The 25,608-nt window shown below is 54.8% G+C and carries 29 protein-coding genes and 1 pseudogene; 22 read left to right on the top strand and 8 right to left on the bottom strand.

All coding sequences use genetic code 11. The annotated features are described in order from the left end of the window. Positions 1-105 precede the first annotated feature (105 nt). Positions 106-996, top strand: a complete 891-nt coding sequence (locus tag Q1B13_RS20290; RefSeq protein WP_299083950.1) for a LysR family transcriptional regulator — start codon at positions 106-108, stop codon at positions 994-996. A gap of 326 nt (positions 997-1,322) precedes the next feature. Further along, positions 1,323-1,964, top strand: coding sequence for a hypothetical protein (locus Q1B13_RS20285; RefSeq protein WP_299800337.1), 642 nt, complete (start codon positions 1,323-1,325; stop codon positions 1,962-1,964). 42 nt (positions 1,965-2,006) lie between these two features. On the opposite strand, the gene Q1B13_RS20280 is transcribed toward Q1B13_RS20285, so the two are convergent. The 3 genes from Q1B13_RS20280 to Q1B13_RS20270 all read right to left on the bottom strand — a co-directional run bounded on the left by Q1B13_RS20280 (position 2,007) and on the right by Q1B13_RS20270 (position 5,600). Next, the gene (locus tag Q1B13_RS20280; protein WP_299083944.1) at positions 2,007-3,482 is read right to left on the bottom strand and encodes a serine hydrolase; all 1,476 of its coding nucleotides are present in this window, start codon (positions 3,480-3,482) and stop codon (positions 2,007-2,009) included. Positions 3,483-3,775: 293 nt separating this feature from the next. Further along, the gene (locus Q1B13_RS20275) at positions 3,776-4,447 is read right to left on the bottom strand and encodes a LysE family translocator (RefSeq protein WP_299083941.1); all 672 of its coding nucleotides are present in this window, start codon (positions 4,445-4,447) and stop codon (positions 3,776-3,778) included. 250 nt (positions 4,448-4,697) lie between these two features. Beyond that, entirely contained in the window at positions 4,698-5,600 is a 903-nt protein-coding gene (locus tag Q1B13_RS20270; protein ID WP_299083939.1) for a LysR substrate-binding domain-containing protein, read from the bottom strand. A gap of 108 nt (positions 5,601-5,708) precedes the next feature. Between Q1B13_RS20270 and Q1B13_RS20265 the strand changes: the two genes are divergently transcribed. The 4 genes from Q1B13_RS20265 to Q1B13_RS20250 all read left to right on the top strand — a co-directional run bounded on the left by Q1B13_RS20265 (position 5,709) and on the right by Q1B13_RS20250 (position 8,825). Further along, on the top strand, positions 5,709-6,575 hold the full coding sequence (locus Q1B13_RS20265) for a pirin family protein (protein ID WP_299083936.1): 867 nt from the start codon (positions 5,709-5,711) through the stop codon (positions 6,573-6,575). 27 nt (positions 6,576-6,602) lie between these two features. After that, positions 6,603-7,217, top strand: a complete 615-nt coding sequence (locus tag Q1B13_RS20260) for an isochorismatase family protein (protein WP_299083933.1) — start codon at positions 6,603-6,605, stop codon at positions 7,215-7,217. A gap of 210 nt (positions 7,218-7,427) precedes the next feature. Next, positions 7,428-8,255, top strand: coding sequence for an NmrA family transcriptional regulator (locus Q1B13_RS20255; protein ID WP_299083930.1), 828 nt, complete (start codon positions 7,428-7,430; stop codon positions 8,253-8,255). A gap of 66 nt (positions 8,256-8,321) precedes the next feature. Then, positions 8,322-8,825, top strand: coding sequence for an anthrone oxygenase family protein (locus Q1B13_RS20250; protein WP_299083927.1), 504 nt, complete (start codon positions 8,322-8,324; stop codon positions 8,823-8,825). Between the two features lie 323 nt (positions 8,826-9,148). Here Q1B13_RS20250 and Q1B13_RS20245 read toward each other — a convergent pair whose 3' ends face one another. Further along, a complete protein-coding gene (locus Q1B13_RS20245) occupies positions 9,149-9,607 on the bottom strand; it encodes an SRPBCC domain-containing protein (RefSeq protein WP_299083924.1) in 459 nt (152 codons plus the stop codon). Between the two features lie 11 nt (positions 9,608-9,618). Next, positions 9,619-10,287 carry a glutathione S-transferase family protein gene (locus Q1B13_RS20240; protein WP_299083921.1) on the bottom strand — a complete coding sequence of 223 codons (669 nt, stop codon included), beginning with the start codon at positions 10,285-10,287 and terminating at the stop codon, positions 9,619-9,621. Between the two features lie 116 nt (positions 10,288-10,403). Between Q1B13_RS20240 and Q1B13_RS20235 the strand changes: the two genes are divergently transcribed. The 3 genes from Q1B13_RS20235 (at position 10,404) to Q1B13_RS20225 (ending at position 12,844) form a co-directional block, all read left to right on the top strand. Next, complete coding sequence (locus Q1B13_RS20235) at positions 10,404-10,760, top strand: helix-turn-helix domain-containing protein (protein ID WP_299083918.1); 357 nt, start codon at positions 10,404-10,406, stop codon at positions 10,758-10,760. A 243-nt stretch (positions 10,761-11,003) separates the two neighbouring features. After that, positions 11,004-11,960 carry a MarR family winged helix-turn-helix transcriptional regulator gene (locus Q1B13_RS20230; protein WP_299083915.1) on the top strand — a complete coding sequence of 319 codons (957 nt, stop codon included), beginning with the start codon at positions 11,004-11,006 and terminating at the stop codon, positions 11,958-11,960. After that, positions 11,957-12,844: a DMT family transporter gene (locus Q1B13_RS20225; RefSeq protein WP_299083913.1), complete on the top strand. Its 888-nt coding sequence runs from the start codon at positions 11,957-11,959 to the stop codon at positions 12,842-12,844. Before Q1B13_RS20230 ends, Q1B13_RS20225 begins: the two co-directional genes overlap by 4 nt. A gap of 136 nt (positions 12,845-12,980) precedes the next feature. Here the strand turns inward: Q1B13_RS20225 and Q1B13_RS20220 are convergent, their stop codons facing one another. Both Q1B13_RS20220 and Q1B13_RS20215 read right to left on the bottom strand, forming a co-directional pair. Continuing rightward, positions 12,981-13,811 (bottom strand): alpha/beta fold hydrolase, encoded by an 831-nt coding sequence (locus Q1B13_RS20220; protein ID WP_299083910.1) that lies wholly within the window; start codon positions 13,809-13,811, stop codon positions 12,981-12,983. A gap of 29 nt (positions 13,812-13,840) precedes the next feature. Beyond that, positions 13,841-14,299, bottom strand: a complete 459-nt coding sequence (locus tag Q1B13_RS20215) for a DUF2267 domain-containing protein (RefSeq protein ID WP_299083907.1) — start codon at positions 14,297-14,299, stop codon at positions 13,841-13,843. A gap of 71 nt (positions 14,300-14,370) precedes the next feature. Here Q1B13_RS20215 and Q1B13_RS20210 point away from each other — a divergent pair, with 71 nt between their 5' ends. From Q1B13_RS20210 to Q1B13_RS20155, 12 genes are all read left to right on the top strand, one after another. Further along, a complete protein-coding gene (locus Q1B13_RS20210; protein WP_299083904.1) occupies positions 14,371-14,883 on the top strand; it encodes an Rrf2 family transcriptional regulator in 513 nt (170 codons plus the stop codon). A gap of 47 nt (positions 14,884-14,930) precedes the next feature. Beyond that, positions 14,931-15,716, top strand: a complete 786-nt coding sequence (locus Q1B13_RS20205) for an HD domain-containing protein (protein WP_299083901.1) — start codon at positions 14,931-14,933, stop codon at positions 15,714-15,716. Next, complete coding sequence (locus tag Q1B13_RS20200; RefSeq protein ID WP_299083898.1) at positions 15,703-16,227, top strand: SRPBCC family protein; 525 nt, start codon at positions 15,703-15,705, stop codon at positions 16,225-16,227. Before Q1B13_RS20205 ends, Q1B13_RS20200 begins: the two co-directional genes overlap by 14 nt. Positions 16,228-16,245: 18 nt before the next feature. After that, positions 16,246-16,701: a carboxymuconolactone decarboxylase family protein gene (locus tag Q1B13_RS20195; RefSeq protein WP_299083895.1), complete on the top strand. Its 456-nt coding sequence runs from the start codon at positions 16,246-16,248 to the stop codon at positions 16,699-16,701. Positions 16,702-16,803: 102 nt separating this feature from the next. After that, complete coding sequence (locus tag Q1B13_RS20190) at positions 16,804-17,166, top strand: VOC family protein (RefSeq protein WP_299083893.1); 363 nt, start codon at positions 16,804-16,806, stop codon at positions 17,164-17,166. A gap of 13 nt (positions 17,167-17,179) precedes the next feature. Beyond that, positions 17,180-17,563 (top strand): VOC family protein, encoded by a 384-nt coding sequence (locus tag Q1B13_RS20185; protein WP_299083890.1) that lies wholly within the window; start codon positions 17,180-17,182, stop codon positions 17,561-17,563. A 21-nt stretch (positions 17,564-17,584) separates the two neighbouring features. After that, positions 17,585-17,779, top strand: a complete 195-nt coding sequence (locus Q1B13_RS20180; RefSeq protein ID WP_299083887.1) for a glycosyltransferase — start codon at positions 17,585-17,587, stop codon at positions 17,777-17,779. 488 nt (positions 17,780-18,267) lie between these two features. Next, a complete protein-coding gene (locus Q1B13_RS20175; RefSeq protein WP_299083884.1) occupies positions 18,268-18,585 on the top strand; it encodes a polymer-forming cytoskeletal protein in 318 nt (105 codons plus the stop codon). A gap of 1,103 nt (positions 18,586-19,688) precedes the next feature. Then, positions 19,689-20,069 carry a hypothetical protein gene (locus Q1B13_RS20170; protein WP_299083882.1) on the top strand — a complete coding sequence of 127 codons (381 nt, stop codon included), beginning with the start codon at positions 19,689-19,691 and terminating at the stop codon, positions 20,067-20,069. Between the two features lie 80 nt (positions 20,070-20,149). Continuing rightward, complete coding sequence (locus Q1B13_RS20165; RefSeq protein ID WP_299083879.1) at positions 20,150-20,653, top strand: hypothetical protein; 504 nt, start codon at positions 20,150-20,152, stop codon at positions 20,651-20,653. A 334-nt stretch (positions 20,654-20,987) separates the two neighbouring features. Continuing rightward, positions 20,988-21,878, top strand: a complete 891-nt coding sequence (locus Q1B13_RS20160; RefSeq protein ID WP_299083876.1) for a LysR family transcriptional regulator — start codon at positions 20,988-20,990, stop codon at positions 21,876-21,878. A gap of 324 nt (positions 21,879-22,202) precedes the next feature. Further along, positions 22,203-23,375 carry an ATP-binding protein gene (locus Q1B13_RS20155; RefSeq protein WP_299083874.1) on the top strand — a complete coding sequence of 391 codons (1,173 nt, stop codon included), beginning with the start codon at positions 22,203-22,205 and terminating at the stop codon, positions 23,373-23,375. Positions 23,376-24,056: 681 nt separating this feature from the next. Here Q1B13_RS20155 and Q1B13_RS20150 read toward each other — a convergent pair. Next, positions 24,057-24,518, bottom strand: a complete 462-nt coding sequence (locus tag Q1B13_RS20150; RefSeq protein ID WP_299083871.1) for a cold shock domain-containing protein — start codon at positions 24,516-24,518, stop codon at positions 24,057-24,059. A 700-nt stretch (positions 24,519-25,218) separates the two neighbouring features. Here Q1B13_RS20150 and Q1B13_RS20145 point away from each other — a divergent pair. Further along, positions 25,219-25,608 (top strand): annotated as a pseudogene (locus Q1B13_RS20145) (IS6 family transposase); the annotation flags it as partial.

Genomic DNA, 25,608 nt, shown 5'->3' with positions numbered 1-25,608 from the left:
CATTGGGACCAACTTCCTTGCGTAATGTGGATTGCTCACAGCCTTCTAGCTGCCACTAAGGCGCAACAAAATTGCATATATCCGTAGTTCTGGTATGCGCAGATTATGGAGTGGCAAAGATCAGCTTTTGACTGGAATCAAGCGCGGGCATTTCTTGCCACGGCCGAAGAAGGGTCGCTTTCTGCAGCTGCGCGGGCACTTGGGCTTACTCAACCCACCCTAAGCCGACAGGTTGCTGGTCTCGAAGAAACGCTTGGTGTGACACTGTTCGAAAGGACCTCACGCGCGCTGTTGCTGACCCAAGCCGGGACGCAGTTGCTTGAGCATTTCCGAAGCATGGGTGATGCCGCAAACCGCGCATCTATCGCGGCCACAGGGCAATCCGAAGCGGTCACGGGGCATGTCGCTATTGCATGCACGAATGGAATGGCAACATTTTACCTTCCAGAAATCCTCAAGAAACTCCAGGCCCGGGCGCCAGATCTTCAAATCGAAATTATCGCGTCCAATGAGATAAGCGACCTGCGACGGCGTGAGGCGGATATCGCGATCCGGCATGCCCGTCCGCAGGACGAAAACCTGTTTGCCAAACGCCTGAAGGACACGACCGCACATCTTTTTGCATCCTCAGAATATCTCGATGCGGTCGGTCGCCCGTCTCATCCGGCCGACATCGCAAAGCTGCAATTCGTGGGGGCTGAGTACCCCGAGCACATGCTGGGGATGATGACGTCGCGCGGTCTTAACCTGACCGTGGCGAATTTTAACTACTCCACCGCTAGTGTGACCATGGCCCTGGAACTGATGCGCAAAGGGCTGGGCATCGGAATTTTGCCGATCGATGTGGGTGCGGCCTATCCAGAACTTGAGAACCCCTATCCTGACTTTGAACCGATAGAGATAGAAACCTGGCTCGTCGCACATCGCGAATTGAAGACCAATCTCAGAATTCGACTGGTGTTTGACCTTTTAGCAGAGTGTCTGAGCATAAAGTAGAGAACCGAAACAGATCCGCGTTGACAATGCTAATCCCTAACCTTCGAAGCGGACATCCATCGTCAAAGACCCAACGGCATCAAAAGTCCGATTGTGAGTTCGAGCGGTTCCCGGTTTCGCGCAGCAGCGAATGGCAGATCTGACGGGCCGCACCGCAGCATCCGACATCCCGGGTGGATGTCTCCTTTGGGCCGTTCCCAAACTGCCAAACGTTAGCTTGCTTGGCGCGGGGTTGCGCCGCCTCTGAAGACCGCGAAGAGCCCAGTTATTCCGATGCCGTACTAAGAACGAATGGCTCCGAAGTGCAAAAAACAAACTTGATCGACATGAGCTCGACAATCATGATTTGCTGCACAGGTTCAAAGGCAATCAAACGCCCACGCATCAATTCTCTTGATGCGCGAAAATGGTGGGTTGTTCGCGATACAGTTGAGAAAGGATTCAAGGTGTCGATGGCGACTATCGATGATTTGCGCAACGAACTCACTGACTATGACGGGAGAAACCCATCGATCCTTTCAGAGATCGCCGCTCGACATGAGGGCCAGCCATGGTTTCTTTCGAGTTTGGCCGATCTTGTGCCAGATGAAGAAGTGGTCGTGTCCGAAGGCGCAACTTGGATCATCAAGGCCATGGTGGAGAAAGGCCACAACTTCATGCCACATGACGTCGAAAGACTGGTAACTAGGCTTGACGAGGTGACGGCGTGGCAAGCGCAGCTGCACATTTGTCAATCCTTGGTCCATATGTCAGTACCGCAAAAGGTCGAGCCTATTTTGAAGCAATGGTTGAACCCCTTGCTAGACGCGCCGCGCCCCTTCGTCCGCGCTTGGGCCACCGATGCTCTGTGTCGACTGTGCGACAAGCACTCGGACAGGTGGGCTCTGCTTGACCGGATGTCGGAGGATGAAGCTGCGTCAGTCCGGTCGCGTGTTCGAAGCCTGATGACAAAGTTCGAAGGACGGTAACTCTGCATTGCCTTTTTCTGATCCGATGAAGGTTTTTGCTGTTTATGTGTCTGGAGAGGCTGGAGCCCGTGGCGAGTCCGCCCACGCGCGAAACACTCGGATGATGGCGGCGCAGACCGCCATTGTGGACATTGCCGCCAACCATAAGGTGAGATCCGGCGTCTGGACCACGATGCTTCGAAGCGAAAGACCGATAGCCCAAGGCAAAGCAAGAACGACCGCGAGCACCATTACAATATCGGCGGCTGCACTTCGAAGCGGATGGCGCGCTGGGTCCCGCCCCATCACAATGCGCACAAAGGTGACTGACTGGTGGAGTAACACAAGACCCAACCCGCTCCAGAACAATATCAGCCAGGTCCGATAACCGAGCTTTGGTAGTCCGAGAGGCCCTCCGGCCAAGTGAAGGGCAATATCGTTGGCGAGCCGATGGCTGGTTGGTTGGATCGGCAGTGGTAACACCGAGGACGCGTTTGTCAGCACCACGACAGCTGCGTCCTGCTCGGGAAGAAGGATCATCTTTCCCCGAAAGCCGGGCAGGACGCCGCCATGCTGGACCGTTCGAACTCCGGCCAGATCTGCGTTTCGCCAACCCAACCCGTAGGTGAAGCCGTCGCCCTGGGCCGTCCCGTCGTGCATCTCAGCAAGACCTGCTGCGCTGAGGACTGTCTCCTCGCCCCACGTTCCATCACCCAACTGGAACTGGAGAAACTTCGCCATATCCGAGACACTTACAGTTATCCCCGCCGTGGCCAGACGCCCGGGTTCGAGTGGGTGATCAACAGGCCTGGGCCAGACGAGCCAATATTGGTGGCCCGCGGATCGACATTCTTCGTGTCGCGCTCGACTTTGTTCGATGCCGAGCGGGGTGAATACCTGATCCGCCAAAAGTATGTCGAATGATGTGCCGCTGACCGTTTCCAACATGCGTGCCGCGAGAAGATAATTGGCACTCGAATACGCATGGCGCGCCGCGGATGGGTCATTCAATTCTACATCCGCAAGAACCTCAACGTGATGTGCGAGCGATGTATCCGGCGGCAAGTCCGGCGTTCGGGTTGGTACACCACTCGTGTGTGTCAGCAACTTACGCAAAGTAATGTCGTGCCAGACGGAACCGCCCATGTCTGACAGTTCGGACAGTGTTGCACCGACAGGACTGTCGAGCGCCAAGCGTCCCGCTTCGATCAGACGCGTCGCAACCAATGCAGTGAAGGCCTTGCTCATTGATCCGATCACAAAGCACGTGTCTTCGTGAACGGGCCGACCACGCCCATCTTCACCAAAACCCTGCAAGAACAGAACCTGCGACCGCCGGACAATCGCGATGGCGGCGCCCGGTACGCGATCACGTTCAAGCGTTCGACGGACATGTTCTTCGATGGCATCAAGGTCGGGATCGGGTACCTGAGCAAATGCGGATACGCTAGAGAACACGAAAAGCAGAATCGTTGTCAGGCGTGCGATGTTTGCGTGAAGAAATACACCCGTAAACACACTGAGGAAACGCGAGAACAATCGAACACCCTGCCTGAAAGAATAAGGGCAAGTTAGCAACAAAGGCGGTTCATCGGCCAGTGGCAAACATTCCGCGATGTGTGTGTTCGTTAGCAGTCAAACTATGCGCTTGCAGCGAACGACCGCAAAGTGGGCTGCGAACGCAGCATCTTGAATGCCGGTTCGAAGTCCGGAATGGGCCGTCCTTGCATCGCTGAGCCTCCCAGATCATGTCGATGCCACGCCGCATCCGAGGTCTCAAAAGAGCCCATTCTGCCTGATGCTGTATGACGCCTGAATGGCAACTGTGGACATTAGCCCGAGCGGTGCTGCAACGATGCTAATGCGCCGCCGAGCGCAATCAGAATGCCACCGCCTACCGCTTCGATCCACTCAATGACACGCTCCTTCATGAGGCGCGCAGACAACGCGGACGCAAAGCCGTAGAAGACGAGGACTGGAAGTTCCAACAGAACCGAGACGACGCCCAGAATGACCATCTGAGTAGCGACATTTCCATCCGGAGAAATGAATTGTGGGAGGATCGCAACAAAAAACAAGATGTTCTTCGGGTTCGACGCTTGAAGGGCGAACCCTTGCCAAAATGATTTGGCCGCAGTTAGCGGGACCTTTGGTGCAGCGGCTCTTGCTTCTGATAGGTCCAGACCTTCACCAAAAGATCGCCTTTGCCAAAGGTGCTTCGCCAATGGCATGACCATTCCCACGCCCAGATAGACAAGGTAGGCTGCACCTATCCACTTGATGATGGTGAAAAGTGTGGCGCTAGCAACTATCAATGCCCCGATACCCAGTGCGGAAAGGGTGAAGAATACTGCGTTCGTGGACAGGATTCCCAACGTGGCCATGAAGCCAATGCGAAACCCTTGCCGCATGGATAAACCAATTACCAGCAGCACTGCCGGACCCGGCGTAAGCGAGAGCAAGAACTCCGTCAGCGCAAAAAGTGCGAGGGTGTTGAGGTCCATGAAATTTTCCACGCAGTATCCACAGTAAGCCTCTCGTATTTCAGCGAACTAGACCAGACCGAATCGTCAGAAGCCGGCATTGGTGCAGCCGCAGCGAGAGTCAGGAAAATCCCGCGTTGTGTGAGTTCAACCGGCCAAACCGTTACCCATCGCGGCGAATGGCGGCTTTTCGGGGGCAATCGCAGCATTGGGGAGGGGAGGCCAACGGCAGGAAGGGGCCGGTGATGATTCTTGGTTCGATCCAATGGCGTCAACGAGCCAAGACTGCAGGTAGGTCTTGCTTGACGCAATCTAAGAAAGCCTCCACCGCCGGTAGCATGCCGCGCCGTGTTGGCATCAGCAGACTAATTTGCGGGCGCCCCGCTGTCCAATTCGGCAAAACGCGCACAAGTGTTCCTGCCTCGATTTCCGACCGGCAAACGTAGGATGGCAGCGCGACAAGTCCCAACGACGCCGACGCCGCGTTCTTGAGTGTTGACATATCGTCGCTCGCGAACCGGACGGTGCAAGGCACAGAGGCAGTTTGCCCACCTTCATCTTTCAGCAACCACTGATGCGTCTCGCGAGGGCGGCCAAGGACCATCGCAGGGTGATTTGCCAGTTCAGCTGGATCTATTACCAAACCTAGGCTGGTAATGTAGTCGGAGGACCCAAACAGGTGCCATTCGACGCGCGCCAATCTTACTTGGATCAGACTTGAATCCGGGAGAGTGTCCATATGCCCGCGGATCGCGACGTCGATCCCGCTCTTGATCAGATCCTCCATTTGGTTTGAGGCCCTTTGCACCACAGTCACCCTAGGATTGTCTTGCAGAAACTTCGGCAAGATCTGATCGAGGCCAAACTGCGCCATCCCTACAGAGCAAGATACCGTCACCGTTCCCGCAACGGCGTTGGTTTTTCGACGGACTGCTGTTTCCGCCATTTCAAACCGTGCAAGCGCCTCTTGCGCGTGCCGATAATACTCCTCACCTACCTCCGTTGCGGTGACGACGCGAGATGACCGCTGCAACAGACGCACGCCGAGGTCATCTTCCAGTTGCTTCACCCGGCGGCTCAAACGCGACTTCGGGATGTTCAGAAACCGCGCTGCCGCTGAAAAGCCACCTTTTTCAACCACCTGGACGAAATAGAACGCGTCATTGAGATCCACAGCGCACCTCTTATTGTCCTACCAGTAGAACGATTGGTTCTGATTTTACCCGATTTTCGGCTCATCGTCTCTCTCATATTCTCAATGCAACAAAAGCGAGAGTATGACATGACCACGCAACTGATTGATAAGCTCGCAGGCGTCCCTTGCGAAACCCACGCCCAAAGCGACGGCCGTAAGATAACTATTGGTGACGGGTTTGCGGCCCAAAGCTACCAACATACGGACTTCGGCGGCCTGATGGATCCCCTGATCATGGTCGATCACTTCGTCATGACGAAGCCGACCTTCGGCACCCATGCCCACGCTGGCCTATCTGCTGTGACGGTTGTGTTCGAAGACAGCGACGGCGCGTTCCACAATCGCGACTCTGTCGGTAATGACCTAGATCTGGCACCGGGCGATCTCTACTGGTTCAAAGCCGCAAAGGGCGCGATTCATAACGAGGCGCCCCGCCCGGGCGCCCGCACACACGCACTGCAGGTCTTCGTCAATTTACCCACCGATCACCGGCATGATGCGCCGTCTGCCTTTCACCTGAAGGCGCAGGGCATCCCGAAACTGACGGGTGACTGCAGTACGGCGCGGCTGATCCTTGGTCAAAGTCATGGGATCGCAGGTCTGGCCGTACCGGACCTTTCGCTTACGCTGCTAGATATCTCCCTTCAGTCCGATGGGACTTTCACCCACCACGGCACCCCTGATGAACACGCCTGGATCCTTCCCATCAAAGGGACATCCAGCGTCACCTGGAATGCGGGCGCAACAGAACTGCAACCGGGCAAAGCCATCGCCTTTGCCGGGGCCACCGACATCTCTTTTTCCTCCGAACGCGGGGCACATGTCATCCTGTTTCGAGGTCACCCCCTACGCCAGGCATTTGTTCAACGGGGCCCGTACGCCATGGGCAACGCGGCAGAGCTTGACGCAGTCGAAGCCGCCTATCGCGAAGGTCGGCTTGGATCAATTGACTAAAGCCCCCAACCCAAAAAGGAGAATTCAATGACCAATGCCTATAATCCAACCCCACTGACACGCGACAATGCCGCCTTGGTGCTTGTTGACAATCAGGTCGGTCTGATGACCGGCGTGCGCGACTATACAATCGCGGAATTGAAGCACAACATCGTCGGTCTGGCGAAATCTGCCAAAGCACTCGGCCTGCCGATCGTAACAACCACAACCTCCTCTGAAACGCTCTGGGGTCCTGCGATTCCGGAACTTAAGGAGGCTCTGCCCGACCAAACGTTTATCGACCGGACGACCGTCAACGCCTGGGACGATCCAAGGGTGGAAGAGGCCATTCGGGCCACAGGCCGCACCAAACTGATCTTCGCGGGCCTATCCCTAGAGGTCTGCGCAGCTTTCCCCGCAATGCGCGCCGTCCGCGAAGGGTTCGAAGCCTACGTCGCCGTCGATGCCAGCGGCACCTTCAACATGACCAAGCGTGAGACCGCTTTGGTCCGGCTTACCCAAGCCGGTGTTGTGGTGGCCGATGGTGCGAGCCTGATGATTGAAATCCTGGCAGATAACGCCAGCAATCAGGCCGGCGAGGTTTACGGTGCTTTGGGCATGGATTGGTCGATCCTCGTCGGCCAAGTCCGTGAGAGTGCGTAGCCATGCATCGCTCTCCCTATGCGTCCCGTAGCAGGTATCCGCACCGGGGCATGCAAATTCAATTCTACCTGATCTACTTCACATCGCTGTTTTGTTTGATCGCGATGGGATGGGCGGCGGCCTTGTTTCTCTAAAAGCCGCAGCCACCACAACAACACGTCTTGAACCACACAAACAGGGTGGGCCCACGGCTCACCACAGGAGAAAACTATGTCAAACGAACATATCCTCGTCATCGGCGCAACGGGCAAAACCGGATCACGGGTCGCAACAAAACTCGAAGCCAAAGGTGCGTCCGTCCGGCGCGGCGCACGGCGGTCCGACACCCCATTTGATTGGGAAGATCAAAGCACCTGGGGCCCAATCCTGACTGGTGTCTCCAAGGCCTATGTCACCTATTTCCCCGACCTGGCCTTCCCCGGCGCCATCGAAAAGCTGGAGGCTTTCGCGAAGGTCGCCCTCGACACCGGCCTGCAGCACATCGTGCTTCTGTCAGGCCGGGGTGAACACTTCGCTAGCATGGGGGAAGATGTGATCCGCAACTCTGGCCTCGGCTTTACGATCGTGCGGTCTGCATGGTTTGCACAGAATTTCTCCGAAGGTTACCTGCGCGACCCAATTCTGGGCGGCGTCCTTCCCATGCCCGGCGGCGATATCGCAGAGCCGATCATCGACATTGACGATATCGCAGACGTGGTTGTCGCGGCGCTGACCGAAGACGGGCACCTAGGCGAACGTTACGAGGTCACCGGTCCACGCCTGATGACCTTCGCGGAGATGGCCGATGTCCTGACCGCAACATTGGGCCGCCCCATCCAGCATCTGCCGATCACGTTTGAGGACTTCCACGCCAATGTCGCGGCCTCTGGCGACACATTTGTCGCCGACGTCTTCACCACGATTGCCCGCGAAACGCTGGACGGGCGCAACGCCCATATAGCGGACGGGGTTGAACGGGCCCTGGGTCGCAAACCCCGCGACTTCGCGGAATTCGCCCAAACCGCCATGACTGCCGGCGCTTGGCCAAGCGCCGCCTAACCCACACACACCGGGAGGTGGGTGGCGCAGGCCACCTGCCTCCTCTGAAAAAGAGGAGCAAAAGACATGTCCACCACGATTTTTTTCCTGACCCAATTCGCCATTCTCGCCTATGCCCTCGTCGGCGGCGTCTTTCTGGCCTTTTCCGATTTCGTGATGCGGTCGCTCGCCCTCACCGGCGGTGCCGGAGGCGTTGAAGTCATGCAATCCATCAACCGAGAGGTGTTCCGCTGGATATTCATGGTCCTATTCATCGGCCTCGCGCCTGTGTCCCTCTTCATCGCGGGCTACGGCGGTTGGGTTCTGGGCGGTCAGCCAGGCACGCTGATGCTGCTCGCTGGGGTCATCTATTTTGTCGGATGTTTTGGTGTGACCGTCTTTTTCAACGTCCCGATGAACGACGCTTTGGCCGGGATGGATGCCCAGATTGACGCAACACGGGCCTATTGGGAAGGCACCTATCTACCCCGCTGGACCTTCTGGAATTCGGTTCGCACAGCGGCTTGTGCGGTGTCCGCTGCGCTGTTGCTGTTCGCTTTGCTTTGGGCCAACCAGCTGCAGACGGCGTGAAGAGATTAGGGAAGGCGATCTCAAACGGACCGCCTTCTTGAAACGGTATCGTTTTGCCCGAAGTAGCAATGCCGGAAGCTCACAGCGAAACAGTACCATCGCCAATGGTGTTGCCTACCGCTTTTGAGATGTACCCGAAGTGGTAACTGCTGCGCCGGACCCAAAAGGCGGTTTCGTCTCGCAGACTGTAGGTTCGATAGTTTCTAAACTTCGCGAATACGGCGAATGGCGGCTATGTGGGCTGCGACCGCAGAGTCTTGACCTACCGGTCATCGGCAGCTCAGGGCCGGAAATCGGTTTGCCTGGCACGGCAGATTCCGCATTCATCCTTTGTGTGGAGAGCCTATTCCGGTATCCAGATATCGCTTAAGGCTGCCGAGAAAGAACAGGTCCCAACCTGCTTCGCAAATGTCGTAGCAGAGCAGTTGTGGAGTAAGGCCTGCATGTTGTAACTTGATCTGCGTGCCGTCGACGTGCCCGCGGATGTCCCACAAGACCTTGGTGTCGAGCCACTCCGCCTCGATCTCTTTTGGCTGACCTTCGTGAATATGCAGGGCGTCGACGCAGGTCCACTCGACCTGCGATGGCTCATCCATTCCGGTCAGCTCGAATGTCCAGTAAGACACGCCCGGAGGAAATGTGAACTTCGCGCGATCGCCCAAACGGACCAAAGGTTGGTCTGGACATGTCCACCAATGCTCGACCCCTCGGGTCACCGCCTCGAAGGCCGTGGCGGGACTTGCAGCGACTTCGATGGATTTCTTGTAGCTTTGCGTGGTCATCTTGGAGGTCCTCAAGTGGCTTCAGCCCAGTGGGGCGGAAAGGTTTGCGCGACATTAGGCAGGGCCTCGACCCGTCGCACCCAGTCGGCGATCTCGGGAGAAAACGCGGCCAGATCGGACAAGCCGAGGTCTTGCATGATCTGCGGTTTCGTCTCCATTGCCCGTTGGATGAGACGGACATGGGGAAAAGCGACGGCGTCTGCTGCGCCCGGACGGGCACCTGATAGGAAAGAGTCATCGATCAGGATTTTGGCCAGACCGGCAAGTTCGGACCGCAAAGTATTACTGGCCGCAATTAGATCATCCGTTGCCTTGTCTGCGGCTTCGAAGAAGATCGGGGACAGGACACCGCTGGTTGCGCGCGGCAGATAGTCGAAAATCTCCATTGTGCGCTGCCAGATCATGCCTGCCTCCAGCGCGGTCTTTCCGAACAAGGGCGGCGCGGGATATTCCCTGTCGAGCCAAGCCAAGATCGCGATGGATTGGCCAAGGGTCACGTCACCCTCCTTCAAGGTCGGGACCGTGCCCCTGCCGTTAATGACGAGGTAGGCATCCGACTTATGCTCCTCCTGCTGGGCAGAGAGCATGTGGACGTCATAATCCAGCCCCTTGAAAGCCATTCCAAGTGCTGCGCGCCACGGGCTGGGCGCGCCACTTACTGTCCAAAATTCCAAGGTCATGTTGAAGGCCCTCCATCGTTCTCTGTTTACAGAGGCTTACCCGGGACAGTACGATCCGAAAAGTAGGCAGTATTTTTTGATATACTATCAAAAATCATACTATTGGGAGAAACTAGATGTCCGAGACCCTTACCGCCGCCCCAGTTGAAACGCTTATTGCGGATGAATCTCCATGCCCGGCGCCCCGGGTGATCGGGATGATTGGCGGTAAATGGAAGCTTTTGATTCTGCAGATCCTGATCTTTCAGGGCACCAAGAGATTTGGTGAGCTGCGCAAGTCTATCGATGGGATTACCCAGACAATGTTGACCAACCAGCTTCGGGCTTTGGAGGCCGACGGACTGGTCACGCGCAAGGTCTATGCCGAGGTACCGCCTCGTGTCGAATACTCGGCGAGCGCAGATGGGATGGCGTTGGAGCCGGTGTTTACGTCGATGCATGACTGGTGGGTCAATCGCTCAACTGACTCTTAGCGTCTGATCCAACCGGATGAAAAAGCCGCGAATCAACGTCCGCTTCGGAGGTTCTGCACTGCGGCGCATCGGCCTGCTTCGGAAGGCTGGTTTGGGCCGTCGTTTCGCCAGCCGAGTCCAAGATTGAGCAGATGCTGCGACCGATCTAATGGCTCCTACGAACCCAAAGTCCAAAATTGTTGCGACGAGACGAATGTCGGCTATCGATGGACATCAAAGCTGAAATAGTTGTAGCATACAACTATGAATCAAAGGCTCACGACCTCCCGCATCGACACCATGCGCTCCGCAGCCCGGCATATCGTGCGGGAGCTTGGCTTTATGCAGAAGGGCCTTGCGGGTACTGATCTGTCGCCTTCAGCGGTGCATACGATCATTGAGCTGGGGTATGGCAAAGTTGACACGGCCAGCGACCTTGGCGCGCTTCTGCATCTGGAAAAATCCAGCATTAGCCGCCTTGTTCAAAAGCTGGAAAAAGACGGATTGATCACCGCACAGCCTGACCCGGGTGATATGCGGTCGCGAACGCTTTCATTGACTGAAAAGGGCCGTGCTTTGCTACGCGACCTTGAAGGCTTTGGGCGTCGTCAGATTGGGTCTGCTCTCGATAATCTGTCGCCCAAGGCCGTCGATCAGATCGAAATTGGCCTGAAACTCTTCGCACAATCTCTGGACACGCGCGACCGGCCAACAGACGCCGCTACGCGTCCAATCGAGGTGCGGGAAAGATACTACTCCGGGGTCATTGCCTCTGTGGCCTTACTTCACGCCACCTTCTACTCACAACATTACGGTTTCGGCGCTGTATTCGAGCGCAAGGTTGCGACCGAAATGTCCGAGTTTATGGGACGGATCGACAACCCAGGAAACACCACATTCTCTGCGTATATGGGGGATGACCTAATGGGTTCTGTCTCGCTTGATGGCGAGGACTTGGGGGAAGGCGCTGCGCATTTGCGCTGGTTCATTGTTAACCCAAGATCGAAGGGCCTCGGCATCGGAAACCTGTTGCTTGGCAGAGCAACTGCCTTTGTGGATAGCGCTGGTTTCGACTGCACACGTTTATGGACCTTTAGGGGCCTCGATGCGGCGCGTCATCTTTATGAAAAACACGGCTTTGAGCTTGTCCATGAAACACCGGGCACTCAATGGGGTACGGAGGTGTTCGAACAAGAATTTGTGCGACAGCGCGGAGCTTGATACAGCGGTATCTTCCGTATCTCGCAGCATCCTTTACTGGAATACAGGTCGGCGCAGCACTTGTCGCTAGCGAAGCGGTTGTTGAAACGACCGGTGCCGCCGGTCTCGGGTTCTGGCGCTACCTCATCGCCAGCATCGTGCTGATCCCTTTCTGGATGGTCAGCCGAAAACCACGCATAAGTCGCAATGATCTTGGCCCAATCTCGATCATCGGTATCGGGCAATTCGGCCTTCTGATCGCGATGCTCAACATCGCTGTTATGTTTGCTGCATCCGCACGCGTATCGTTCATCTTTGCAACTCTGCCGCTTGCAACCCTGATATTCGAACGTGCCAAGCTTCAGATAAATGTAAGCAGAGTAGAAACAGCCGCTATCGTCTTGTCGGTCGCCGGGATCACGCTATTGCTCAGGACTGATTTGTATGCCGCCTCAACAAGCCGTTATGAAGCCTTGGGTCTGCTCGCTGCGTTGGTCGCGACACTGACTGGCGCGATCTGTTCGGTTTTTCTCAGCCCCTATGTGCGCCAGTACGGGGGTGTGCAGGTGAGCCTTTTGGCGATGCTGGCCTCTCTCCTGCCGTTGGGGGTAGTCGCCGGGTTTGAGACATCCACCTTACCTTTGGAAAACTGGAAGCAACGCACTGAGCTGCTTGTGTTTGCCATCGGATTGTCGAGTGGCGCGGGGTTTTGGTGCTGGCTTTATGCCCTTTCAAAAATTCCGGCTGCCCATGTGACTGCTTTTCTCGGCCTCAGTCCGATCACTGCGATACTTCTGACGATTATGGGAACGGAACAAAGGCCTACACTCGGAATGGTTCTCGCCTTGGCGCTGGTGTTAGGTGCGTTGGCTTTATTGACGCTCGCAAAAAGCGGACGTTCGTGAGATTGCAGCGAAGGGCCGCTCCGTCCGCGAACTGCCAGTTCAGCCAAGCCCAAATCTTGCGCTTGCAGCGAATGTCGGGAATGCGGGCTGCGACTACAGCATCCCAAGCGTGTGTCCAAGGTCGGGAATGCGCCGCTCAAGAACGAGCTCTTGGCGGTTCCATATAGTTTAGCAAGAGTTCGGTGAACTCGCGCGGAGCATCAAGACACTGCAAATGACCAGCACCGGAAATCATGCCTACCGAACTGTTCGGAATCGTCGTAGCCAGCACCTCTACAACATCTGGCGGGGTTACCATGTCTTCGTCGGAGCCGATCACCAATGTCGGCTGATCAAGCTCAGTGGATGACTCGGACAAGTCCGCATGAGCGATCGCGTTACAGCAGCCGATGTATCCCTCCACCGATCGGTTCATCCGTCTCTGAATGATGGAATCAATCAGCGGCGATCTGTCGAGAAACCGCTGAGAGAACAACCGCTCCAGACCGGACATTGTGTTTTTTCTGGTGAAACCGTGCTGCCTTGCCTCTTCAGCGGCAGCCATCCAGTCTTCTGGAACGCCGATCTTCGTGGCTGTGTTGGAGAGAACCAAGCGGCTAAACAGTCCTGGTCGAAGCGACGCAACCAGCTGAGCCACCATCCCACCGAACGACATGCCCACAAGGGTGCAATCCTTGACCTGAAGGTGATCAAGGAGACTGAGCGTATCACTTGCATAGTCACGCAGATCGTAAGGCAGCGTTGGCGTATCCGATTTCCCATGGCCTCTAAGATCAAAGCTGATCAGCCGGTATCCTGACGGGATGAGAGAAAATACCTCTCGCCAGATCTCCTGATCAAATGACATTGCATGTATGAAAACGATGGTGGGCTCGTTCCGATCACCTCTCTCGCGATAAGCCAGACTCCCCCAACCCGCATTGAAGCGGCCTTCAACAGGCGACAGATCGTTCAAAGCGTTTTTCATTTCAGTTTCTTGTCTTTCTCAACTGGGATTCAGATTATTTGCTGATTGAGTTCTGCCGGATCGGAGACGTCGACTGCCCAATAGGCCTGGGCGGCTGAAGACAGTTTTTGGAGAACACGATCAAGGTCCCGTTGGTCCATGGAACGCCGCAGCGCCCAAGCCGTGGCTTCAATCGCATTGTCCGGTGTCAGATTGTGGTCGCGTCGCACCTGCTTTGCTTCCTGGGTCATCTCGTCGCGACTTGAGAAAGCCAAGGGCGCAACTGTCACGTCCCAGTCCTTTATAAAGATTGCCCTCAAAACACAGGGAAGTACGCTTGCGAAATCGAGCCCTTCCTGTGCCGCTAGGCGTCTTCTGAAGACCTGAAACACGGCATCGACTGCCGTGTATGCGCTGTTATCCGAGGCCAGCCCCATGCGGTTTTTCACGTCATTCAGAAAAGCCCGGAATTCTTTCGACGCATGGCGGTATGTCCAAGGCATTGGCATTTTTTCAGCTCCGCAGTTGACGAGTGATTCAATTCATGGATAATTTGTATCCACGAATCACGGAGGTCAAGATGAAACTGAGCGAAGGGGTAGAGCAGGCGATCCATTCGGTTGCGATGCTGGCATCACTTGAGGCTAACCAGGTTCTCTCGGCAGCGGCGCTTGCCGAGTTTCACGGCGTCTCACCGAGTTATCTGTTGAAGCACCTGCAAGCCCTGTCCCGGTCCGGCATTCTGGGGACCGTTCCTGGTCCGAAGGGTGGTTATCATTTGGCACAGACACCGGAAGACATTTCACTGTTGGATGTCGTCCTCGCCTTGGAGGGCCCTGAGCCGGCATTCCGGTGCAAGGAAATCCGGCGCAATGGTCCGAACCCGGTGCCGGAAGGTTTCTTCAAGGCACCATGTCAGATCAACGCTGCAATGCTGCGTGCCGAGCGGTCCTATCGCGCCGAGCTCAGGAAGGTAACGATCGCTCATCTGCTGGCTGAAGTCCGCCAGGACGACGACGGAACGCTGGCCGCGCGCAGCTGCGCCTTTCTGGACGCCAATGTCCGCATCACAAACCAGAGCCGCCAACACTAGCAGTGTTCCGGCATGGTGCCACCACTCACGAAGGAAAACGATACAGTATGTCGAAGGTCGGAACATTGGCTTGGGCAACAAAAACCAACGGCATCCTGTCCCGTGGCGAATATCTGGGCCTGCACAAGCAACTCATCACTCTACAGCTCAAGGAACTGCGCGCTTGGTTCTCGTCCAAGGGTTTTGGCCGATCCAGGCCTCTCGACTTTGATGTGGATGCCCTTGTCATTCCGGATTCAAACATTGCTCGCCATGCTGATGAACTGGTCAGGGATTTGTCCAGCGAGCCTTTGCATAGCCATTGCGTCAGAACCTATGTGTGGGGCTATCTGCTGGGAAAACAGGCAGGCCTCAACTTCGACCCGGAGCTGTTATATGTCGCGAGCATCCTGCATGATCTTGGTCTGGTTGAGCCGCATATCCAGAGATCAAGCTGTGCCTGTTTTGCCGTCACAGGGGCACAAAAGGCTGAAGAATTTCTTCTGGCTGCTGATTGGGACAGAGGCAAAATCAGCAAAGTGTTTGAAGCGATCAGCCTGCATCTGAACCTTGATGTTCGTGCAGAGATTCACTTTGCGGAGGCTCAGATGCTTGCAAACGGGGCCCACCTCGACGTCGTCGGATCGCATTATCGCCGCCTGTCCAAGCAAACAATAGATGGCGTTATTCGCCGGTTTCCACGGGACGGCTTTCTCGCGGACATCAAAGGGCAGATCGATAATCCCCATCATCCATGGACACGAGCAACGATGCTGAATGGCATTGGCTTTTCCAGGCTCGCGAGCGGCAATCCCCTCAACAAACACCAGGTTGAGTGCCATGGGAATCTGTAGACCAAGCCGGGCTCCTCAGGCGCCACGCACGAGGGCGGTTCACCTCGCACATGACTACGCCTTTCCGGCGGGTCTGGTTTGGGATGTAGTGACCGATTTCGATCACCTCCAGACAGTCACAAAGGGCGTTCTGGCCTTTCGCAACCTGCCATCAGGGCAACTCTTTCAGGGGCAGCACATCAACGTAGACGTGTCTCTCTTTGGCTGGATGCCTTATCAGCCCTACGAAATGACCGTCTTGGCGCTTGACGAAGAGCACATGAGTTTTCTGTCCAGCGAAGTCGGCGCAGGCGTCAAATCCTGGAACCACTCCTTACAAGTGATCCCGCAGACAGACGGTTGTCGAGTTTCGGAACAAATCGAAATCGATGCCGGTGTCGCAACGCCACTTTTTTCGGCCCGGGCAAGGTATCTCTACCGCCGACGCCATAAGCCACGTCTCCAGATTCTGGCTGATCTCTATCGGCGTGAAGAGGCGCAAGAAGCAAAAACGGAATTCCGTACTCACTAGAACGAAAAGGAACGTACAATGGAACCACGTATCGACTATGTGAAGGTCTCACCCGCCTCCTTCCAGGCAGTCTGGGGCCTTGAGCAATTCGTGTCGCAGAAGGTCGGTATCGAACCGCGTCTGTTGCACCTTGTCAAAATCCGCGCGTCACAGATCAATGGCTGTGCGTTCTGCATCGACATGCATGTCAAGGAAGCTCGTAAGGATGGCATGGGGGATCAGTGGCTTTCGCTCATCCCGGCATGGAAAGAGTCGCCAGTCTACAATGAGAAAGAGCGCGCGGTTCTTGCCTGGACGGAATCTTTGACGAATGTTGCGCAAACCGGTGCACCTGACGACGATTTCTCGGCTTTGGAGCCGCATTTCTCCGAAGAGGAAATCACCAAGCTCACCGTCGCAATTGGGACCATAAACATCTGGAACCGCATGGCACTGGGCTTCCGTTCCCAGCACGAGGTCGATCCAACCAACTGATACACCACTCACGAAACATATGCTCCGCCTTCAGGCGGGGCATTGCAGCTACTGATGAAGCAGTCTTGCTGCCAGACAGCAATACACATGGGACCGACGAAGATGACGCATAAGCATAAGACAATCAACTACATCGAATTCCCTCTTGAGCATGCGGAGGCGACAAAGACTTTCTACTCGTCGGTCTTCGGCTGGGAGTTTCAGGAGTGGGGACCAAGGTACCTGAGTTTCAGTGGTGCTGGCGTCGATGGTGGTTTCAATGGTGAGGACAAAACTCCTGTTCAGAAGCCCGGTGTTTTGGTTGTCCTCTTTTCTGAAGACCTTGAGGCGACGCTGGCTGACGTCAAATCGGCCGGAGCGACCATCGTTCGCGACATCTACTCCTTCCCCGGTGGGCGTCGATTTCACTTTAGCGATCCCAATGGCAATGAATTGGCTGTTTGGGCCGCAATTGACCAAAACTAGACGGAGAGCGCCAATGCTAAAGAGCATATGCCCCATATTCCCGAGTTCAGATCTCGACAGAACCTCGACTTTCTATGGCAAGCTGGGCTTTCAGGAAGTCGCCAGGTTTGAGGAGAACGGCTACATGATCCTGGCCCGAGACAGTGTGGAAATACACTTCTTCAGCACGCACGGACATGAAGCGACGGAGCACTCGGATCATGGCTCCTTTGTCCGTGTTGAGAATGCCAAAGCTTTGTCAGCTGAATTCGAACCACTGGAACTCGCTGAAACCGGTATCCCTCGTTTTGTCAAAGCCGAGGAGAAGCCCTGGGGTGTATGTGAACTGGAGCTTGTCGACCCTGACAATAACCTCCTCCGGATGGGGCACGTTAGCTCAGAAACCCGATTTCCTTGATTACAATGTTGGAGCCGACACATGAAAATACTGGTTCTAACTTATGGCACGCGTGGCGATGTCCAGCCACTCATCTCGCTTTGCAAAGAGCTCACCAAGGCTGGACACTCGGTTACACTTGCAACGGCTGCCCGCTTTGAAGCCCTCGCGACAGCTCATGACGTTCATTTTTCCGCTCTCAGTGATGAACTTCTTGGCACCATCGACACCCAGTAAGGCCGCCAGGCGATGGAAGGTGCCAACGGCTTTTCTGCCGATTGGAGCGGCGTCGTTGGCGCTAATCGTGCTCGTGGTGACGATCAAGCCATAACAAACGGCTCAATCTGTTTCGTCCTGTCCTAGGAAAACTAATGTCCGAAATGCGGGCTAGCGCTGGTTGTCCTGACTGTGGATCGGCTTAGGTAAGCTTAGCCATTTCCCATTTTTGGGTTCAGCCACTTGAGCACAGGCGAGTCATCGCGCGGAAAACGTCCGCCGAACCGGTAACGATAATGGGCCCCACAATCCTCCCTGCCTGTGAGGCCGCACCCAATCATATCGACACAGAAATGAGTTTCGTATCGACGTTGACCTATTGAGGGCAGCAAAATCCCAGACTCGCAATCGGTCCATTTTTGTTAGCAACAACAATCGCCATCGTCGCAGGTGGTCAAACCCCGGCTACCGGCCTAAGGTTACCGTTATATCAGTCAGAGGAATTTGACGTGGCCAGTTCAATAATTGAAGAAGACCTGACCGTCGAAGGCAATGTCAGGTCAGACGGAGGTGGAGTTGACGTCAAAGGCCATGTGGCTGGTGATGTCAGCGCTGATGCGATTACAGTTCAATTGGGCGGATCTGTTGATGGAGCGTTGTCGGCAAAGCAGATCACGATTGAAGGCAAGCACAAGGGCAGCCTGAAATGTGATGATCTGAAGCTAGCCTCGAGTTCAAACGTTCAGGCTGATGTCATTGCCCGGACGATGGAGACCGAGCGTGGTGCCAAGGTTGTGGGCAAGGTCAATATCACCGGTGCGCAGTAGAACTCACCCTTAGAATGGTCTGTGGCCATGGCACTTTTGTATCTTTGCGATCGCTGGGCATTTATAGAAGCCTAGTGCGGCCCGAGACGCGCCGCGATGTACACCTCTCAGCAGGCCGATTACTCGAACGCCAACAGAATTTCATCACAGCGCGAGCGTCATTTTCGGTGGTTTGACAGGCCGAGCTCGTCCCGCATCCAGCTGAAATCATACTCTGCAACGGGGGACCCCGTCTGGCGGGCGCTGCGGTTCTCGATTGTCTTCAGCCAGTCAACCACCTCTTTCTTGTCCTTGCCGTGAAGGACGCGACCATCTAGCCTGATCAGCGATATGACCAAAGGCGTCCAGCTTCGTGATCGTCGCCAGATGTTCGCATTGTGGCTGAGAAGTATCGCTTGTTAATTGTAACCCTTGAATGTCCGTAATGATGTTCAGAGTAATTCCTGCGCCTTGTGGCGCGTGACTGCGTCCGGTTCGGGCCAGCTAGGTAACCTGTCTGGGGCAGGCAGGTCATGGCGCTTTAACCACTCTTTGATTTCCGCCCAGTGATCCTGTGACTTGGCTGTATAGCGACGCTCGTGCAGCTCTGCGATCCGACGTTCCAGGCGACGCCATCATTGTAGTTTGATCTTCAGCCCGTGGATATTCGACCAGGCAGGCACAGCTGCTTGCCAGTCGTCGTCACAGTGGGACTCAAGTTGTTTGTGAAGGTCGAAGGGGATTCGGTTGGGCCAGGAGGTCATGCGGAACAATTGGAGAACTTCTTTAGTTTATCCAAATGAAATTTGCCGTTAAGCATAGGCCATGTTGACACAACGGAAGCCTACCAGGCGCAGGTCCAATCATAGCTGATGTATATGTAATTATAGGATTGGAGTATTTCCGAATACAGCAACCTGGTTCTAGTATCATGCAATGAACGAAGTGATTGACCTTCGAAGTGATCGCTAAAAAATCGCCAATAAGGTGAGAGAGGGATGCGACGCGACTTGTGCAGAATTGTTGCTGTGGTCTTCACCCTCATCGCTACTGACGCATCAGCAGATTGCTGGCATTTTCCTTTCCCTTTCAATGCTTCCAAAGTCTAGGCAGCCGAGATCGTCGTGGACAAAGGGCATCTGGCTGTAGGATTTCCTGATATTGGACGCGCCTTCATTGTCTCGGTCGATCTTTCGGAGGCTATTGAACTGCGTCTTCAACGCGGCGACGTGTTTGCCAGTGGGCCTGGTTTCGGTCGTTCTGTGGCGCTTGATGATGACATCGTTGCAATTGGTGCTGCCCGCATCGGCAGCCATGGTACAGGTGTCGAGCAGCCCGCAGGGGTTTTTCATACCGGTGCAGTTTATACCTTTGATGTCTCGAGCGGCGCGTTGCTTTGGCACGTTCAGTCAGACAAAGAACGAGCTTTCGGTCATTCGGTCTTCATTAACGCTGACGGCGTCTCCTTTGGTATCTTCGAAGCGCCCGAGCTTGATGGTAGATAGCTTCGATTGCTGGACGCGGCGCCATCGCACTGCGGTCGAGAGAGGGTGTACGTCTCAATGTAATTGATGGGCCGTCGGATATGCGTGGGTTCGGTGCTGAGCTTTCGGGCAGCGCATCCTTGATCACGACCACGACTACTGCCAGTGCGGATACCCTAAACATCTGGATGCTGATGCTGCGGGCGGGAACCACGACCCAGCTTGCTTCCATACCAGCCACGCTCAATGGAATACCGGCTGGGAACCTTGCCGCGGAAGGTTCGACGGTCGCGGTCTCCGCCGGCGGCGGTTTCGCTGCAGCTGACGGTCGGACCCTCCTGATGGTTCCGGGACATTCACCTTACGAGATCGTAGGGGGAGGGCCGCTGGCCCTATCTGAAGACCAACTTTCGGTTCTGGTGCGCTCAGCGCCCGAAGACCAGCCCTACAACCAACTCGTTGTGAACGACATCACGACAAATGGAACTCTGGCGGAGGCAGCGAAGATTAATCACGTGGTAGGGGCAGCTCTGGAAGGGGCGACCCTATTCGCGGTTTTGGCCGAACCGGGTGCACCGGTGAGACTCTGCAAGATGACAACTTAGCTAGACAGGGCACTACTTCATGGCAATTATTGGCTCGGATGGACGAACAACAATTACAGTGCCTTCAGGTTCGAACGCTAATGCCACGGCGGTTGACGTACCCAACTTATCTACAACAACCTACAGCGCTTTCAAAAATTTGCCTGGTTCAGGGTACGCGATCTCGGCCAACTTTTCTGATGGCAGGCCGCGTCCGCATCACGTCACTCGCTATGTTGGGCTCGAAGTCTGATATTGATACTCTATTAAAGTATAGCCGATAACTATTGTTAATGTGACCATCTTTTGTGCGATCTTTTCAGTGGCTATGCCAAAGAGAGGGCGCACAGAATTCATGGAAATGAATCAAATTCGATATTTCTTGGCAGTTGTTAAATATCGAAACTTCACTCATGCAGCGCATGCTTTAAATGTTTCTCAACCTTCGCTCACGACATCCATCAGGAAGCTGGAGGATAGGTTGGGTGGTAGACTGTTTCTGCGCGATCGTGCCGGAAGTAGTTTGACGCCGCTAGGCGCAGTCATTCTCCCGTACTTAAAGGAGGTGTTGCAGCAAACTCAAAAAGCGATGGTAGATGCCAAACGTTACGTTCATCACGAAGGCATTCCCATCAATGTTGGAGTTGGTGAAGGAATCGGGCTATTCAGAATATCGGACGCGGTAACGCGGCATCAGGCGCGTACACCGGAAATTGATTTCGAGATCATTGTCGACAAACAAAATGCGCTTCTAGACGGCCTTCGGGAAGGCCGTTTTGATATAGCTATAACAAGTGCCGACGCTGCATCTGAGCTTTACCGGGCGGAGCCACTATACAGTGAGACCTACCGAGTTGTTGTTTCCGCCACACACCCGCTGAGTCAAAGGGAAAGCGTGAACTTGGATGTGTTGGTGGGCAACGAGGCGCTGGCCAGAGTTGAGAGTGATTTGCGTGAAGCCTTGTTTAGTTTTTGCGCCGATCGTGGAAATACCATGAATTTCACATATCGTTCCAACCGGATTGACTGGCTTCTGGAGCTGGTGCGGTTGGGGAGGGGGTTTTTGATTTTACCCGAGACGGCAATCCCAAGGAGCAAGGAATTTACCTCACTGACCATTGAGGATGCCGACTTTGAACGTCACGTAGTTGCGCTTCGGTATGCCCACCAACCTGTACGCCCCGAAATCCGGGGTTTCACTCAAGAACTGGCCAGGCAGAAGCCAGCTCTTGAGAACGCTGCGTGATTGCCTTTTGTGACAACGGTGAGTTGTAGCTCTGTGGCCATGGTTACCTTCGTGACGACGGAGACGTTCTTGACGGCTTTCGATTTGCAAAACTTGCGCGATTTGCCGGAGCTTGATTTGACAGTTGGAGAAGCGGATGACGAGGCCCGGACCCAGCGGGTCTGAGGATGTACGTTTTCAATTGGTCGGCTGTTGAGTGTCGATCAGACGGCGTTACACTTTCAATTGGTCGGATGCGTACTTTCAACCGGTCGAGAGGATTTGTCTAAAATGTACCCGAGATTCGCCAAGGCCAGAGTAGAGTAAGCGCTGTCCGATACCCGTGTGGTTCTTATCTCGGGGCCGCGTCAGTCCGGCAAAACGACTCTTGCAACCGACATTGCGTCGGACAAGACACCCTTTCTTACATTGGACGACGCAAACGTTTTGCGGTCGGCAATTGATGATCCTGTTGGTTTCGTTCGTGGCCTGGATCGGGCTGTCATCGATGAGATCCAGCGCGCGCCCGACCTTCTGCTTGCGATCAAAAACCTGGTCGACGATGATAAGACTCCGGGGAGGTTCCTTCTAACGGGTTCGGCTAACCTCATGACCATTCCAAAAGTGGCGGATTCCCTTGCCGGCCGAATGAAGGTCGTCCGGTTGCTACCCTTATCGCAGGCGGAGATCATCAGCAGAAAAGCGGGATTCATTGATCGGGTTTTTGCCGGGGAGAAGCCAAGCGCCGATTATATGATCATAGGTGACGAACTGATCGAGAGTGTCCTTTCGGGTGGGTATCCGGAAGCACTTGGCAGAACGAAATGGACACGAAAACAGGACTGGTATCACGGTTATCTGGATGCGATCGTGCAGCGCGACGTTCGTGACGTCGCCCAGATCGAGCAACTGGCCGTCATGCCGAAGCTGCTATCAGTCTTGGCGGAGCACTCAGGGCAGTTGGTCAACTACACTGGCATCGGTGCTGCACTCGACCTCAATCATGTGACCACACAGAAGTATGTCAGTGTCTTCGAAAGCCTCTTTCTGGTTCACACCCTGCAGCCCTGGTACACAAACCGACTGAAACGTCTGACCAAGTCGCCTAAACTGCATTTCTTTGATGCGGGCCTTCTCGCAGCAATGCGGGATGTATCTCCAGATGTGGTCCGAAAAGACAAAACGAGCTTCGGTGCGATCCTGGAAACCTTCGTGTTCAGCGAACTGCGGAAGATCGCTACATGGAGCGAACAGAGGTGCTCGTTCTCGCACTTCCGGGACAAAGATAAAAACGAAGTTGATATCGTACTGGAAAATCGGCGGGGAGAAGTCGTTGGGATCGAGGTCAAATCATCCGCTACGGTCTCCGCAGCTGATTTCTCAGGCATGCGGAAGCTCGCTGAAGCGTGCGGGAAGAAGTTTATCCAGGGCATGGTGCTCTATGATCACGACCGGGTGGTCCCATTCGGCGAAAATATGTTCGCTGCTCCGCTTTCATGCCTATGGAGTTCGTCATGAGGATAGTCGAGGAACGATGCACCGAAGACATCGTGGGACGGTTATGTAGCGCCCGCTTTGGAAGCGAAAACTCGCACGCGGTATTTCGGCTACACCGCGACGCTCACGTCGCGAGACCAGAGGCAAAGGGTTACAGCGCTGGCAGTAATTGATGTCTGCACAACCCGTCCGCTGTTGGGCGCAGCCGTCTTGCTACGAGAAAATGATAGGGCATTCTGGGAACTCCGCCGCGTCATTCCTCAGCACAGACGGGTGATTGAGAAGGTGCGCAAGCTGTCAAAGGATCTCGATAGGCGACTTCCGAGACGGCGAGAAAGAGAGCGCTCGTCTGAGCAAGAAATACATAGAACGAACAAATCGAAACCATCTGGACGTGCTCTGCTGGCAGCTCGCCAGGCCATCTCCGAGCTTGGACCTGCGCAAATCCTCAAGCGCTACTGACGCGGGCAAACGCTATTTGGAGGCGCTGAAGCTGTGTCGGGCACTGACGCGGTGCCCTGTGGATATATTGCAATTAAGGGTACCAAAACTGCGAAAAAGGCGCCCAATCTGCAGAATCTGATTAATTAGGGTACAGTGACAGCAATACCCAATAGATGATTGCCTGGGTGGAATTATCGCCATCCGCAACTTGAAGGCGAATACCTAATCCTTCTGAACGACTATCCAGCGGAAGCTGACTCAGGTCCAGGGTCGAACTGAGACGACAACTTGGCCACCGGGCCGATCGATCACTTCGACGCCAAGTGCTTCTCCGACAGCCACCGATCCGAGTCCAGCTTTATCAAGCATGTTCGCGTGCAAAAAGCAGTCTCTGGTGTCATCAAAGACATTGACGAAACCGTAGGACTTTTCCTCGCAGAACCACCTGACCCTTGCAGGCAATATTGTAGCCGGCTTGATCGGTTGGGGTTCAATATGCTTGTCGTGCGGGACTGTCGAGGACGCGTCTGACCGGATGCCCAGGATCTCAATGATTTGAAGTCCTCTCTGTTTGACACTTGCCAATGCCTCGAGCGTGCACCCATTCGCGATTGAAGTCTGGCCAAAATCATGCAGCGCGTTCTGATGCATTAAGGCATCCTCGCCCGACACATTGCAGGTCACAAAACCGTATCCTTTCTTGGCCGAGAACCATTTCAAAGTTCCCTCAAAATGCCGGAGTGTGGCATGCCCACCTATTGTTGATCCGTCCAAAACCAAATTACCTTCTAACGTTACAAGTTTCACAGGCTTACCCTTATTCGGAAACGAGGAATTTATTTGTCAAATCTATTAAGCTGTGTGAAATGTTGGGTGGCTACTCTCTGAGGCCAGAGAGTTCTAATTTGCTTGCCCATGTGTTTGCATACTCGGACAACAAATAAGTCTGCTCTTTGTGGAGGGCCATCAGAACACATGCCGCCCACATGGCGGCGCCATACTCTGAATCGCTGTCATGCAGTAGTAGAGCATTCAATATAGCAGTTTCTGGGATTGATGGTTCATACACCGATTTTAGTGTCCTTGTACCTAGGCAAAATTGAAGCTCGCAAGAATTCCAACACTGATCCAAGTCGAAGCAGCACTGAAAGTCAGCAAAAAGTCTAACATCCGACCTCCTTAGCCCTTCCACTTTCCGGTTTTGCAGCCTTGTCGCCAAAGCGAGCAATTCTCAACATGCAAAACTAACATTGAACGGATGAGAAACACTTCGTTAACGTTCTATTCATAATTCCTCTCGACTTGTGAAGAGCCTCGTTGGATCTATGGGATTGCTCAGCCTAAAGACATATCTTCTGCAGAAACTGCCATAAGGTATTGCCAAGTTGCTTGCCTGACTTGTCCGAGCTATCTGCAGGTCATGAACATTCCGACCAATATGCCCCAGCTGAGAGGGTTCCACTTTCCGCGTGAGATCATTGCTTGGGGAGTCTGGGCGTGCCACCGCTTTGCACTGAGCACGGCAGATGTTGAAGATCTGTTGGCAGAGCGCGACGTGATTGTAAGCTGGGAAGCGATCCGGCTATAGGTGAATCTCTTCGGGCAACACTTCGCAGACTTTATCCGGCGGGATCGAGCGCAACCGAACGACAAGCGGCACATGGACGAAGTCGTGATTTCGATCCGCAGCCACATCAACCGGTCGATAACCTGGCTCCCAAGACTGACGATCGTGCCCACAAAGGCCTAAACAACGCAATCGAAGTGTCGCATAGACCGACCCGGAAACGAAAGAAGATATTTGGGCGTT

Source organism: uncultured Ruegeria sp. (assembly GCF_947489545.1).
In the GTDB taxonomy this organism is placed as follows: domain Bacteria; phylum Pseudomonadota; class Alphaproteobacteria; order Rhodobacterales; family Rhodobacteraceae; genus Ruegeria.
The sequence above is the reverse complement of the archived record's forward strand: the minus strand, read 5'-3'. Positions and strand labels throughout refer to the sequence as shown.

Bases quoted from the DNA above. Each gene is read 5' to 3' on its own strand.
- Q1B13_RS20290 (WP_299083950.1), top strand. From the start codon at position 106: ATGGAGTGGCAAAGATCAGCTTTTGACTGGAATCAAGCGCGGGCATTT.
- Q1B13_RS20285 (WP_299800337.1), top strand. From the start codon at position 1,323: ATGAGCTCGACAATCATGATTTGCTGCACAGGTTCAAAGGCAATCAAA.
- Q1B13_RS20275 (WP_299083941.1), bottom strand. From the start codon at position 4,447: ATGGACCTCAACACCCTCGCACTTTTTGCGCTGACGGAGTTCTTGCTC.
- Q1B13_RS20265 (WP_299083936.1), top strand. From the start codon at position 5,709: ATGACCACGCAACTGATTGATAAGCTCGCAGGCGTCCCTTGCGAAACC.
- Q1B13_RS20260 (WP_299083933.1), top strand. From the start codon at position 6,603: ATGACCAATGCCTATAATCCAACCCCACTGACACGCGACAATGCCGCC.
- Q1B13_RS20255 (WP_299083930.1), top strand. From the start codon at position 7,428: ATGTCAAACGAACATATCCTCGTCATCGGCGCAACGGGCAAAACCGGA.
- Q1B13_RS20250 (WP_299083927.1), top strand. From the start codon at position 8,322: ATGTCCACCACGATTTTTTTCCTGACCCAATTCGCCATTCTCGCCTAT.
- Q1B13_RS20245 (WP_299083924.1), bottom strand. From the start codon at position 9,607: ATGACCACGCAAAGCTACAAGAAATCCATCGAAGTCGCTGCAAGTCCC.
- Q1B13_RS20240 (WP_299083921.1), bottom strand. From the start codon at position 10,287: ATGACCTTGGAATTTTGGACAGTAAGTGGCGCGCCCAGCCCGTGGCGC.
- Q1B13_RS20235 (WP_299083918.1), top strand. From the start codon at position 10,404: ATGTCCGAGACCCTTACCGCCGCCCCAGTTGAAACGCTTATTGCGGAT.
- Q1B13_RS20230 (WP_299083915.1), top strand. From the start codon at position 11,004: ATGAATCAAAGGCTCACGACCTCCCGCATCGACACCATGCGCTCCGCA.
- Q1B13_RS20220 (WP_299083910.1), bottom strand. From the start codon at position 13,811: ATGAAAAACGCTTTGAACGATCTGTCGCCTGTTGAAGGCCGCTTCAAT.
- Q1B13_RS20215 (WP_299083907.1), bottom strand. From the start codon at position 14,299: ATGCCAATGCCTTGGACATACCGCCATGCGTCGAAAGAATTCCGGGCT.
- Q1B13_RS20210 (WP_299083904.1), top strand. From the start codon at position 14,371: ATGAAACTGAGCGAAGGGGTAGAGCAGGCGATCCATTCGGTTGCGATG.
- Q1B13_RS20205 (WP_299083901.1), top strand. From the start codon at position 14,931: ATGTCGAAGGTCGGAACATTGGCTTGGGCAACAAAAACCAACGGCATC.
- Q1B13_RS20200 (WP_299083898.1), top strand. From the start codon at position 15,703: ATGGGAATCTGTAGACCAAGCCGGGCTCCTCAGGCGCCACGCACGAGG.
- Q1B13_RS20195 (WP_299083895.1), top strand. From the start codon at position 16,246: ATGGAACCACGTATCGACTATGTGAAGGTCTCACCCGCCTCCTTCCAG.
- Q1B13_RS20190 (WP_299083893.1), top strand. From the start codon at position 16,804: ATGACGCATAAGCATAAGACAATCAACTACATCGAATTCCCTCTTGAG.
- Q1B13_RS20185 (WP_299083890.1), top strand. From the start codon at position 17,180: ATGCTAAAGAGCATATGCCCCATATTCCCGAGTTCAGATCTCGACAGA.
- Q1B13_RS20180 (WP_299083887.1), top strand. From the start codon at position 17,585: ATGAAAATACTGGTTCTAACTTATGGCACGCGTGGCGATGTCCAGCCA.
- Q1B13_RS20165 (WP_299083879.1), top strand. From the start codon at position 20,150: ATGCGTGGGTTCGGTGCTGAGCTTTCGGGCAGCGCATCCTTGATCACG.
- Q1B13_RS20160 (WP_299083876.1), top strand. From the start codon at position 20,988: ATGGAAATGAATCAAATTCGATATTTCTTGGCAGTTGTTAAATATCGA.